The 12,452-nt window shown below is 55.5% G+C and carries 11 protein-coding genes and 1 pseudogene; 5 read left to right on the top strand and 7 right to left on the bottom strand.

The features are described 5' to 3' along the window. Positions 1-172: 172 nt before the first annotated feature. The 3 genes from IB252_RS16950 to IB252_RS16940 all read left to right on the top strand — a co-directional run bounded on the left by IB252_RS16950 (position 173) and on the right by IB252_RS16940 (position 3,366). Positions 173-721: a cupin domain-containing protein gene (locus IB252_RS16950; protein ID WP_007895886.1), complete on the top strand. Its 549-nt coding sequence runs from the start codon at positions 173-175 to the stop codon at positions 719-721. 162 nt (positions 722-883) lie between these two features. Continuing rightward, the gene (locus tag IB252_RS16945) at positions 884-1,252 is read left to right on the top strand and encodes a hypothetical protein (RefSeq protein WP_192409746.1); all 369 of its coding nucleotides are present in this window, start codon (positions 884-886) and stop codon (positions 1,250-1,252) included. Between the two features lie 176 nt (positions 1,253-1,428). After that, a complete protein-coding gene (locus IB252_RS16940) occupies positions 1,429-3,366 on the top strand; it encodes an ATP-dependent nuclease (RefSeq protein ID WP_192409612.1) in 1,938 nt (645 codons plus the stop codon). Between the two features lie 355 nt (positions 3,367-3,721). On the opposite strand, the pseudogene IB252_RS16935 reads toward IB252_RS16940, so the two are convergent. The 7 genes and pseudogenes from IB252_RS16935 to IB252_RS16905 all read right to left on the bottom strand — a co-directional run bounded on the left by IB252_RS16935 (position 3,722) and on the right by IB252_RS16905 (position 10,476). Then, positions 3,722-4,007: pseudogene (locus IB252_RS16935) on the bottom strand (fructose-bisphosphate aldolase). A gap of 561 nt (positions 4,008-4,568) precedes the next feature. Then, the gene (locus IB252_RS16930) at positions 4,569-4,787 is read right to left on the bottom strand and encodes a PLD nuclease N-terminal domain-containing protein (protein ID WP_192409611.1); all 219 of its coding nucleotides are present in this window, start codon (positions 4,785-4,787) and stop codon (positions 4,569-4,571) included. A 194-nt stretch (positions 4,788-4,981) separates the two neighbouring features. Further along, the gene (locus IB252_RS16925; RefSeq protein WP_192409610.1) at positions 4,982-6,397 is read right to left on the bottom strand and encodes a purine-cytosine permease family protein; all 1,416 of its coding nucleotides are present in this window, start codon (positions 6,395-6,397) and stop codon (positions 4,982-4,984) included. A gap of 347 nt (positions 6,398-6,744) precedes the next feature. Beyond that, complete coding sequence (gene argE, locus IB252_RS16920; protein WP_192409609.1) at positions 6,745-7,893, bottom strand: acetylornithine deacetylase; 1,149 nt, start codon at positions 7,891-7,893, stop codon at positions 6,745-6,747. Continuing rightward, on the bottom strand, positions 7,890-8,567 hold the full coding sequence (locus IB252_RS16915; RefSeq protein WP_033054400.1) for a DUF1028 domain-containing protein: 678 nt from the start codon (positions 8,565-8,567) through the stop codon (positions 7,890-7,892). The genes argE and IB252_RS16915 overlap by 4 nt, the downstream gene beginning before the upstream one ends. Positions 8,568-8,724: 157 nt before the next feature. Continuing rightward, on the bottom strand, positions 8,725-9,141 hold the full coding sequence (locus tag IB252_RS16910; protein WP_008027166.1) for a RidA family protein: 417 nt from the start codon (positions 9,139-9,141) through the stop codon (positions 8,725-8,727). 24 nt (positions 9,142-9,165) lie between these two features. Further along, positions 9,166-10,476, bottom strand: coding sequence for a flavin-containing monooxygenase (locus IB252_RS16905; protein WP_192409608.1), 1,311 nt, complete (start codon positions 10,474-10,476; stop codon positions 9,166-9,168). A gap of 392 nt (positions 10,477-10,868) precedes the next feature. Here IB252_RS16905 and IB252_RS16900 point away from each other — a divergent pair, with 392 nt between their 5' ends. Together IB252_RS16900 and ppk2 are read left to right on the top strand one after the other, a co-directional pair. Beyond that, the gene (locus tag IB252_RS16900) at positions 10,869-11,531 is read left to right on the top strand and encodes a hypothetical protein (protein WP_192409607.1); all 663 of its coding nucleotides are present in this window, start codon (positions 10,869-10,871) and stop codon (positions 11,529-11,531) included. Positions 11,532-11,589: 58 nt separating this feature from the next. Continuing rightward, complete coding sequence (gene ppk2, locus IB252_RS16895) at positions 11,590-12,411, top strand: polyphosphate kinase 2 (RefSeq protein ID WP_192409606.1); 822 nt, start codon at positions 11,590-11,592, stop codon at positions 12,409-12,411. Positions 12,412-12,452 lie beyond the last annotated feature (41 nt).

The raw sequence follows: 12,452 nt of genomic DNA, 5'->3' as shown, positions 1-12,452 counted from the left end.
CCAAAACAACCTTTTTACCCAACCATTTATCGAACCTGCTGAGCAACACCACCAAACGTGATTTAATACCCGCCTTTCAAATTTCCGGGACAGGGAAGCGGTGTTTTTCGCGGCCAAAAGTCGCCCGCCATCCACCCCCATAACCCTTAAGTATTCTTCGCATAAGGCTGTCATGGACACGGGCTCACGACTCAAACTAGTACGCGAAAGCTACAAACTCTCCCAGCGCGAGCTGGCCCGGCGTAGCGGCGTCACCAATGCCACCATCTCCCTGATCGAACAAAATCGCGTCAGTCCCTCCGTCAGCTCCCTCAAAAAACTTCTCGAAGGCATACCTATGTCTTTGGCGGACTTCTTCACCTTTGATCAGCCGCCGCGTGAGCACCAATACGTATTCCGCGCCAATGAACAGCCGGATCTCGGGCGGCATGGGTTGCGGTTGCTGCTGATTGGCGCTTCGGTGCCGAGTCGGCAGATGCGGCTTTTGCGCGAGCAATACGCGCCTGGGGCGAGTTCGGGGGAAGAGCCGATTGTGCATTCGGAAGGGGAGGAGTGTGGGCTCGTGACTCGTGGCACGGTTGAGCTGACGGTTGATGGGCAGATTAGTGTGTTGAATGCCGGGGATGGGTATTACTTTCCGACGACGTTGCCGCATCGGTTTCGGAATATTGGGGCGGATGAGGCGGAAATTATCAGTGCTAACACACCGGCGAATTTCTAATTTCGGAAGCGTATCCCCAATCCCGCTTTCGACCCAACGCCACAGCCGACAATCGACATTGACCCGACCCCGCACCTTCCTATGAAAGGATCGTTCATCAATGATGGCATTTTGAGTTTCGATCAGCTTATGCTGTTCGAAACCACTCCATCAGGGATGAGCATGAAAAACGCAATGCTGGCGCTTGTACTGGCTTTTACGCTTAACGGTTGCGCGACTTCGCATTACACAAGCGGTAGAGACTTTCCTTCAGCGAATGTCCCTACCATCGTTAAAGGCAAAACGACTGCAAACGATCTCAAATCGCTTTTTGGCGAGCCCTTCGCCAAGAGCCCGGTAAATGAGACTGATGAGAAGTGGGTCTATACCTACGCTAATGGGTCTGCCCATGCTCAAAGTTACGTGGTTACCATGAAAGTAACCACCACAGGTACGCAGAAGACGCTCGATGTGCTGATGCGGAACGATATGGTAATCAACTATACGTTCACGGAAGGGCCTACTGCTGGAAGTAATACCGCAACAGAATAGCTTTTGAAATGCACGGGTCAGATTACGATCAAGAAATTCACAGCATGGGGATATTTATTTGGCACAAAAAATGAATATGTCCCTTTGTTCTAACAAAAAAAGATCCACAGTTGATTTTGATAGGGGGATTTCTACGCTAATCAAAAAAACGATTGAAACCGTATAAGCAGGATGCATTGGCTCTCAAGCCTGCAAACAGAACTCTAGGGGCGACAACATTTATGCCGGAAATTAAAAAGTTTACAATACGGAACTACAAAGGGATAGAGCAAACATCTATTGCGCTAGATGACAGAACAAACAATCCAATTATCACACTGATTGGCTTAAATGAAAGCGGCAAAACTACAATTTTAGAAGCGCTTTCTTATTTCGTAAGCAGTGACAAGCTAGTATCCAGTCTTTTCAAAGGAAACCAAGCAAAAACGAACACCAATGAAATAATTCCAATTAATAGACGCTCGGCATTCACCGACAGTATAGAGATAGAAGCTGTTATAAAGCTAGATGAAGATGACATTAACCAAATTGCCTCGCTAGCAGAAAATGAAAACCTCTATATCGATAAAGAAAGGCTTTCCAAGTCTTTTACCTTAACAAAAGAATTAATGTTTGAAGATAGCATCCTTGTTACCAATAGCGATATTTGGGATGCTGATCTCCGCGTTCGCAAAAAAGGCGAGTCGGAGTTTATAGAATGTGAACCAGGAGGCGAAACAGAAAATTTCTGGCGCGCCACTATGGTCTTGATACAAGAAGTTCTACCGAGTCTGGCGTATTTCCCGACATTTCTTGTAGATATTCCAAACAAAATTTACTTGCAAGAACATGAAAATGAAACCGCGGCAAACCGACATTATCGTTCAATTTTTCAGTCCATAATGGAAGGAATTGACGATGGGTTAGACCTAGAAAAACATGTGTCCCGCAGAATAAGTGCTTATGCAAACAATAAGCCTAACGGCAATTGGCCTGCCCAATTTGTGACGAGTGCTGAAAAGTCCCTAATAGACGCTGTATTTAAAAAAGCCTCTAATTCGGTTACGAAAGAAGTCATTGGAGGCTGGAGGCGGGTATTCTCCAAAGACTCCTCGGCCAAACAAATGTCAATAACATGGAATATTGACACTAGCAAAGGCAATATACCCTATGCTTCCTTCTTGGTGTCAGACGGCGAATACGACTATGAAATCAGCGAGCGCTCTCTGGGCTTTCGTTGGTTCTTCTCGTTTCTGTTATTTACCGCATTCAAAGGTGAGAGCAATAAAGCTTCGATTTTAATATTTGATGAACCCGCTGCAAACCTCCACGCCAAAGCACAAGCCGAATTATTAAAGAGCTTTGAGAAGATAGCCACCAATGGTACCAAAATAATTTATTCAACACACAGCCACCATATGATAAACCCAAAATGGCTGGGAGGAGCATACATAGTCGAAAACACCGCACTGAATCCAGAGGAGGAAGATAATTTCGATTTTTCTTCTAATCCTACTAATATTAAAGCCACTAAATACAAAGAATTCCTTTCAAACTACCCGTCAAGGTCTAGTTATTTTCAGCCGGTCATTGAAAGCCTTGACTATGTAGTGCCAGAACTTATAGGGACGCCCCCATATGTTTTAGTCGAAGGTATATCAGACTACTATGCTCTGACAATTGCTCAGAAAATTAGCAAAATCAATTTACACTTTCGAATCCTACCTGGTGTCGGCTCAGGCGCCAGTGGCCCTCTTATCAGCCTTATGATGGGACGTGGAGAGCATTTTTTGGTTCTGCTTGACGATGATTCTGCGGGACAGAAGGAGTGCGCACGGTACAAGGCAGGCTGGTTTCTCCCAGAAGCAACCGTATTTACATTGGCGACAGTCAATGAAAAATTTTCTGGAATGGCTTTGGAGAGGCTGATTGATTCAAGCACAATTGACATAATTAAAAGTCACTATGAGTCTTCCGTCTCTCCATCAAAAAAACAAATAGGATGGTATTTATCCGAGGCTTGTGCGAAAACAGAGGTTGATCGAGGGGCCATATCAATCAATACACTAAACAGTCTTGTAGAAGTCCTTGAATTTCTGAACTCAAGAGTCAGACCTAATATAGGTTTTCCATAAATTTACTGCGCTATAAATACATCGGATTACTTATTGTTTGTAGTCGTGCAAAATAGCGTCTAAGTAGACGACACGTTTTTCGCTTTTGATAATGCCCGTGAGAGACTTAGCGTTGTAATATCCATAAACGAGGTTATCATTTCTGCCAACCTCGTTTCTCCATTGATCGCTTCACCAATGCAGCTATCGGTGAACTACTGCCTGTCACGAACGGCAGCAGTTACACTAAATTTGCCATTCACAATTTAATGCACCCGGGTTACTCAATCCAACCACCCAAAATTGCCGAATCATCAAGCAATAAAAACCCGCAAAAACTGCGGGTTTTTTATAGTTGTAATCTATTCACTGGTCCTTAGGGCGTATCAAACCCACGCTGCTCAATCACCCGAAACACATCGCTCACATCCTGGACCATGATCCGGGCGATGTTGGTGACGGTGTTGATGTCGTTTTCGGCGTAGTCGGGGAGGCTGGTGCAGGCCATGAGGTTTAGGTATTTGAGGACGGCGCTGAGACGTTCGCTGACGCAGTTGTGGAGTTCGCGGATTGGTGCGTCGCCTCTCGATGAGGAGGACGGGGTAGTCTGTGGCGAATTGGGACATGGGGGTGAAGCGGCGGGGCGGATTGTTCGTTGTCATAAGGATGAACTCTTCAAAGGATTATGAAGCCACCTTTCTGCTGCGAAACAAATGGGTGGCAGCTATGTGCGGGTTCGCAGACCGGAGAAGAGACGAAACCGGCAGATCCGAGGATCTCCCACACACAGCCGCCATAAAACGTAACGGCGGCAAAGTTTGCCACAGTTGTCTTTTAGCGGTGTGTCGTCTTCTTCAGGGCTGCGAAACCCTATCGCTAACTGCGGTCAGCGACAGGTCGAATATAGGCGGCCATTTTGCTGCTCACAACCGGGCTGTAGGACGGTTGGGCGTTTGTTGTGGCAAGGCTGAATGCCACTGTTTTCGGGCTTGTTGCGGTGATTCGGGCCGTGTGGAGGACCTTGGGAAATGGGAGGCAGGTTTTGGGGCCGCTTCGCGACCCAACGGGGATAAATCCCCTCGCCACAAGGGGTAAATTCCTACGCGAATTTCGGATGTCAGGTTTATGAAATCGGGTGGTCAGGAACAACAAAGCCCCGAATCTTCGGGGTTTTGTTGTTTGCGATTGCGCAGTTCAAGAATCCTTACCGCCAGCATCCAACGTTATTGCCTGGCCTGCGGTGAATGCGGGTTCTGATCGGTGTGTTTCGGTCCGGCCAGTGCCCACGCTATCAGCCCGAACAGCGGTACGAACACGATTATCACCATCCATACGAGTTTGTTGCTGGATTTGCCTTCGGCTTTGCGCACTTTGTTGATTGCCCATACCTCGACCAGCACAAGTATTGCGGCGAGTACGATCCAGATGGTTTCGGTTTGCATTGGTCACCCTCCTGATAGTCATTCAGTTAGGTGAGTGGGTGTGGGCGGGGTTCATTTAATTTCGGGGTTTTTGGGTAGTCGCGGGCAAGGCGCAAGTGGGGTTGCTCGCGATGGGGGGCCGTCAGCTAAATCAATATTGGCTGTCATGGCCTCATCGCGAGCAAGCCCGCTCCCACAGGGGATTGGGGGTTTAGTTAGATCGAGTTGGCGAGTTTTCCGGTTGAGAGGCGACGTTTGTAGGCGGTGTCGCGGTTGGCCAGCCAGTAGTAGAGCGGGGAGGTGATCAGCAGGCCGACTAGCCAGGACAGGTCCGCGCCGTTGATGTGTTCGGAGATGGGGCCGACGTAGAGTGGCGTGTTCATGAAGGGGATCTGCACCACGATACCAATCGCATACGCCAGTAACGCCTGCGGGTTGTACCGGCCATAAATCCCGCCATCAACCTTGAAGATCGAGCCGATGTCGTACTGACCTTTGTGAATCGCGTAGAAGTCGATCAGGTTGATCGCGGTCCACGGCACCAGCACGACGAGCAGCACCAGCACCATGTCGACGAAGTGGCCGATGAAGTTGGCGGAGGCGCCGACGGCGGCGAAGCAGCAGGCGGCGAGGACGATGACCGAGAGGACGGCGCGGCTTTTTGCGGTGGGGATCCAGCGGTAGGCGAAGGTTTGGACCAGGGTGATCAGCGAGAGTACGGCGCCGTAGAGGTTGAGGGCGTTGTGGCTGATGACGCTGAGCAGGAACAGCACGAGCATCAGTGGGCCGATGGAGCCGGTGGCGAGTTTGACGGCGTCCATGGTGTCCATGCCGACGGGGGTGGCGAGGACGGCGACGGCGCCGAAGATGAACGAGAGGCTGGAGCCGAGCACGGTGCCCAGGTAGGTGGTCCAGAAGGTTGCGGCCACGGGCACGTTGGCGGGCAGGTAGCGCGAGTAGTCGGAGACGTAGGGCGCGAAGGCGATTTGCCAGAGTGCGGCGAGGGAGACGGTGGCCAGCCAACCGGAGATGTTGAAGCTGCCGCGGGTGAGGAAGTCGGCGGTCTGCACGTGGGTGAAGATGTAGCCGAAGCCCAGCACGATGCCGGCGCCGAGCACCCAGGTGCCGATGCGGTTGAGCACGTGGATGAAGCGGTAGCCGATGATGCCGATGATGCCGGAACCGAGGGCGCCGATGACGATGCCCACCGGCACTGGCACGCTGTCGACCACGCCGTGCAGGGATTTGCCGGCGAGGACGATGTTGGAGGCGAAGAAGCCGATGTACATGATGCCGGCGATCAGCACCACCAGCAGTGCGCCGAGGGAGCCGAACTGGGCGCGGCTCTGGATCATTTGCGGAATGCCCATCTGCGGGCCTTGCGCCGAGTGCAGCGCCATCAGCACGCCGCCGACCAGGTGGCCGACGAGGATGGCGACGATGCCCCACACCAGGTTCAGGTGGAACATTTGCACGCCGAGGGCGCCGGTGACGATGGGCAGTGGGGCGATGTTGCCGCCGAACCAGAGGGTGAACAGGTCGCGGGTTTTTCCGTGGCGATCTTCGGGCGGCACGTAGCCGATGGTGTGTTTTTCGATGAGCGGGGCGGAGGTTGTTGCTGCGGTAACCATGACGGACTCCAAGGCAATTTGAGTACGTGGACGTACTTCGGTGAGCGCTGCACGGGGGCGACGCTTTTCTTGTTGGAGTTGATGATGTGCGGTGGGGCGTGAGAGATAAATTAGTAAGTTTGTGGGTATAGACGCTAAAAAATGTATGTCGGGTGGGGAGGGTGTGATGGCTGGTTTTACGGCGTCCGCGCGGGGGCAGACAGGGTTGAATTCCAGTCGTTGGATGGGCACAAAACCTGTGGGAGCGAGCCTGCTCGCGAAAGCGGTGGGTCAGCTGTATTGGTATTGGCTGACATGGCCTCATCGCGAGCAGGCTCACTCCCACAGGGGAGGTGTGTGGGGGCGAATTAGCTGATTGATTGCAGCATTCGATGGAGCATGGCGTCGCAGGCTGTGAGTTGTTCGAGGCTGACGAATTCGTCGGGTTTGTGGCCTTGGTCCATGCTGCCGGGGCCGCAGACGACGGTGGGAATGCCTGCGGCGTCGAATAGGCCGCCTTCGGTGCCGAAGGCTACGGTGCCGAACTCTCGGGAGTCTGAGAACGCAGCGATCAACTCAGCCGCTTCGCTGTGCGCATCGGTCACCAACCCGGGATACGCCGACAACTCGCTGAAGCGAATCTCGCTCTGTTCACTCACTGCACGCATGCGGGGCAAGACCTGTTGCTCGGCATAGGCCTTCAGCTCCTGCGCAACCTCACTCGGATCATGCGAGGGCAGGGAGCGGATTTCGAAGTCGAAGCGGCAATCGGCGGGGACGATGTTCAAGGCCTTACCGCCAGAAATCACGCCGGTTTGCACGGTGCTGAACGGCGGATCGAAACGCATGTCGTGATGCTCCGGCGCTTTGAGCCGGTTGCCGATCCGCCCCAGTTCACCGATCAGTTCGGCGGCGTATTCAATCGCATTGACCCCAAGCGGTGCATACGCCGAATGGCACGCTTCACCGTGAATATCGCAACGCATCGCCAGTTTGCCTTTATGGCCCAGCACCGGTTTGAGCTCGGTCGGTTCACCAATGATGCAGAGCATCGGTTTGACCGGGTGCTTTTCCAATTCCGACAGCAACGAACGCACACCCAGGCAACCGACTTCCTCATCGTACGAAAGCGCGATGTGCACCGGCAGCCGCAGCGTGGCGTTCACCAGCGACGGGACCAGCGCGAGTACGCAGGCGATGTAGCCTTTCATGTCCGCCGTGCCGCGACCGTACAAGTTGCCGTCGCGCTCGGTGAGTTCGAATGGCGCAACGGTCCACGGCTGGCCGTCGACGGGCACCACATCGGTGTGCCCCGACAGCACGATGCCCGGCCGGTCCGCCGGACCAATGGTCGCGAACAGGTTGGCCTTGTTGCGCTGCTCGTTGTAGACCAGCTCGCAAGGCACGTCGAAGCGTTCAAGGTAGTCGCGGACAAACTCGATGAGCTGCAGGTTTGATTCGCGGCTCGTGGTGTCGAACGCCACCAAGGTTTTCAGCAAATCGAGGCTGTTGCTCATCGGTCGTCTCCGGCGACGCCGTAGCCAGGGGATTTGTCGGGGGCGAGGGCGCGGTCGATGTAGTCCTGGACCTGTGGGCGATAGGCGTCCCAGAGTTTTTCAAGCTGGCCGATTGGGTCGTGATCTGCCCAATCCACCCGCAGGTTGATGATCGGCCAGGTCAATTCGCCGACCACCACCACCGCCGCCGAATGCACCGGCCCGGCTTCACCGCCCGCGGCGATGGCCGCTTTCATGGCCGCGAGCAGGCGGTCGGTCAGTTGGCCTTCACCATGCTCGAACGCCTCGACCATGGCTTCGATCACCGAACGGTCCGCCAGCATGTTGCCGGCAGCGACGCATTGATCGCCGGAGACGGCGTTGTGGTTGCCCAGGGTTTGTGCGCCGCTGAAGTGTGCGGTGCGGCCGAGGTGGTCAATTGCCGTGATCTGGCGATATTGGCTGTAGCCGTTGCGGGTCAGGACTTTGTCCAGTGCCTCAGCCGGTGCAAGGCCCTGTTCCATGAGGGCGAGGACTTCCGGGCCGAGTGACGGCAGGGTGATGTTTTGTGTGGAGACGGCACCGACGCCGGGCAGCAGCCAGGGGCAGCGGGCGCCGACGGCGATGCTGGAGGAACTGATCGCAATGCCGAACTGACCGGTTTCGGGGCAACGTGCTGCGATGGAGAAGGTCATGGGTTTGCTCCTGGGTTAGCCTTGGCGAAATGGGTGTCTGGGCGTGCGCCATCGCGAGCAGGCTCGCTCCCACATTTGATCGAAGTCGCTCACAGATTTTGTGTTCGCTGAAGATCCCCTGTGGGAGTGAGCCTGCTCGCGATGGCCGCGACTCGGTCTACTCAGGAATCACCGCAATCACATCAATCTCCATCAACCACTGCGGCTGCCCCAACGCCGACACCACCAACCCGGTCGAAATCGGAAACACGCCCTTAAGCCACTTGCCCACTTCCTGATACACCGGCTCGCGGTAACGCGGATCGATCAGGTAGGTGGTGGTTTTCACAATATGGCTGAGGTCGCTACCAGCCTCTTCCAGCAACTGTTTGACGTTGCGCATGGCTTGCTCGGTTTGCGCTCGCGGGTCGCCAAGGCCCACCAGGTTGCCTTCGAAATCAGTCCCGACCTGGCCACGAACATAAACGGTGTTGCCGGCCCGGACCGCTTGGCACAAGTCATTGTCCAGACTTTGGTTCGGGTAGGTTTCCTTGGTGTTGAACATGCGAATACGGGTATGGGTTGGCGTGGACATTTGAAGCTCCTAAAGAAAAATGGCTCAAGCGCTGACAGTTGCTTTATGGGCGGCTGGGACGGTTTCAGCCTCGCGTTGCGCGGCATCGTGATAGTCGAGGTAGGAACGCTGGATCGCGATGTGATCCGCCACGTACTTGGCGTCGTGCCAAACGCCCCAGATGAACGAAGACCCACGGCGGGACTGCCACGGCAGGCCGAGGAAATACACGCCCGGCTCGCTCGACACGCCGCGCTGATGCGCCGGTTTGCCGTTGTCGTCGAAGGCGTCAACCTTGAGCCAGCTGTAATCCGTGGCAAAACCGGTGGCCCAGATGATCGAGGTCACGCCGGCCTTGGCGAGGTCGAGTTCGAGAATCGGGTGGGTCACGCATTCCGGATCGGAAAAGGTCATGCGCGCTTCAGGTTCTTCCGGCAGGTCCAGGCCGTTGCGCTCGATGTAGGCATCGGCGGCATTGAGCAGCGCCAGATAGTTCTCATCGCCGCGGGCCAGGTTCTCGGCAAGGTTCGGTTGAAACGTCGCTACGCCGCCGTTGAACGATTGAGTCAAACCCACCAGCGTCATGCCGCGATGAGCCAGACCACGGAAGTCCACGGTGCGGCCGCCATGCGCGCCGCTCACCGCGATAGTGACGTGTTCCCGGCCGGGTTTCATGGCCGCCTGATCCCACTCGCCGAGCACTCCCAGCCACCAGCAGAAATCACGGTTGCGATAGGCGCGAGGAGGGCGGTCGTGGGCGCCGACCGACAGGTAAACTTTCTTGCCGGCCCGCTGCAGTTCATCAGCGATTTGCACGCCCGACGACCCGGCGCCGACGACCAGAACAGCGCCCTCGGGCAGTTGCGCCGGGTTGCGGTATTCGGCTGAGTGGATCTGGGTGAATGGCTGATCTTTCGGCGCAATCGGCGGGATAACCGGACGCTGGAAAGGCCCGGTGGCAGCCACCACGCGGTTGGCTTCGATCACGCCTTCAGAGGTTTCAATGGTGAAGCCCGGGCGACCGACATTGCGCTCAACTTTCAGCACGTCCACGCCGGTGCGGATCGGGGCGTTGAATTTTTTGGCGTAGGCTTCGAAATAGTCGGCGACCCGCTCTTTCGGGGCAAAGTCGTCGGGGCTGAGGTCGTCGAAATCGAGACCGGGAAAACGGTCGTGCCAGGCCGGACCATTCGCCACCAGCGAATCCCAGCGCCCGGTGCGCCAGCGTTCGGCGATACGGTTGCGCTCCAGTACCAGGTGCGGCACGCCGAGTTTGCTCAAGTGTTCACTCATGGCCACGCCAGCCTGACCGGCGCCAACAATCAGCGTATCTGTTTTTATTTTTTCAGTGGTCATCTCTATACCCTTCGAAGTTGGATTTAGGTCGGTAACGGCCTGCCATTTCTTGGGGTCAAGACTAGGGATCACCCTGGTATCGGTAAAATATTATTAAGCTGGCATTTGAGTATAAATAACTGATGCAGAGCGTTTAGTTTGGCGGCTCGCCCTTTAAACGCTAGGCGCTGGCATCGGCCTGCAGGGCGGCATTGAGTCCGGACAGGGAAGTGGCGCTCAAAGAAATCTCCTTGGAAACAAGGTTCAATCGCAAAAGTCTAGTCGTTGTCGATATGGCGCGTTGTGACAGGTCAAGTCTGAACTAAGCTGTCCGGTGTGCTGGCGGATGCAGGGCTTGGCACGGCTGAAAACCAGAACCACGCTGACACAGCCGCCGTGGCGAGGATGAGCGCATGCGAAGCACTGGAGAGCAAAAGCGGGCCCGTGTTCTTGATCCGGTCGACCGTGTCACGGAGGTCATCTTCGGCCTGCTCATGGCAATGACCTTCACTGGGACGATCAGCGTGGCCACGTCAGGCCAGGAGGCAGAGCGCACGATGATGATCGCCGCGCTGGGTTGCAACCTCGCCTGGGGACTCGCCGACGCGGTGATGTATTTGCTGCGAACCCTGATCGAGCGCACGCGCAACCGTACGCTTTGCACCAACCTGGTCGGTGCGACGGATGCCGCCGCCGGGCAAGCGCTCATTGCCGAGGCGTTACCCCCGCGTCTCGCGGCTGCTGCCGGCCCTGAAGAGCTGGAATCGTTGCGTCGCCGCCTGGTCGAATATTCATCCATGCCGGTACAGCCGCGCCTCGGTTGGGACGATTTCAGGGGCGCTTTCGGCGTATTTCTGTTGGTGGTGTTCTCGACTTTCCCGCTGGTGGTGCCGTTTCTGTTGCTGGACCAGACGGCGCTCGCTGTGCGCCTGTCTAACCTGGTCGGTCTCGGAGTGCTGTTCATCGCCGGTTGGATGCTCTCGAAGTACGCCGGCGCAAGGCCGTGGCAAGGCGGTCTTGCGACGGCGGTCATCGGCGCTGTATTGATCACCGCGATCATCGCGCTCGGCGGATGAGCAGAAAGCAACCTACGCTCAATACCTATTGGCGACTGGCATCTATGAGGTCTTGGTCATGGCAAAGGACAAGAAGAAAGCCCCTAAGCGTAATGCTGCTGAAACCCTGAAGCTGAAAAACAAGGATTACCTGGAGCAACTGCGCGGCCTGCATGTCGAGTTGGTCAAGTTACAGGAGTGGGTAAAGGCCAAGGGCATCAAGGTCTGCATTGTCTTCGAGGGGCGCGATGGCGCTGGCAAGGGCGGAACGATCAAGGCGATTACCGAACGTGTCAGCCCGCGTGTTTTTCGGGTGGTGGCGCTAACGGCGCCGAGTGATCGAGAGAAAAGCCAGATGTATGTCCAGCGTTACCTGCCGCACCTGCCCGCGGCCGGTGAAGTGGTGATCTTCGATCGCAGTTGGTACAACCGGGCGGGCGTCGAGCGGGTGATGGGGTTCTGCACCAAAGAGCAGGTGGCCAATTTCCTGCGGACAACGCCGTTGGTGGAGCGGGCTATCGTCGACTCGGGCGTGATCTTGCTCAAATACTGGCTGGAAGTCAGCGAAGAGGAGCAGACCCGCCGGCTTCAGGAGCGCATCAAGGATGGGCGAAAAATCTGGAAACTGACCCCCATGGACCTCAAGTCATACAGCCGCTGGTATGACTATTCACGCGCGCGTGACGACATGTTCAAGGCAACCGACACCGATCATGCCCCCTGGCTGGTGGCCAACTCGAACGACAAACGGCGGGCGCGCCTTAACATCATCAACGATTTGCTCAGCCGGATCCCGTACAAGGAAGTCGAACGCGAGGAGGTGATATTGCCCAAACGGCAGAAGCCAGGCGGATATCGCGACCCGGATTATCCGCACCGGCGAGTGCCCGAAAAATTCTGACGGGCACGTTTAATCGAATCTGCGCTGTACACCTATAGGCC

Source organism: Pseudomonas sp. PDM10, from assembly GCF_014852295.1.
Taxonomy (GTDB): domain Bacteria; phylum Pseudomonadota; class Gammaproteobacteria; order Pseudomonadales; family Pseudomonadaceae; genus Aquipseudomonas.
This window is presented reverse-complemented; position numbering and strand designations above follow the sequence as displayed.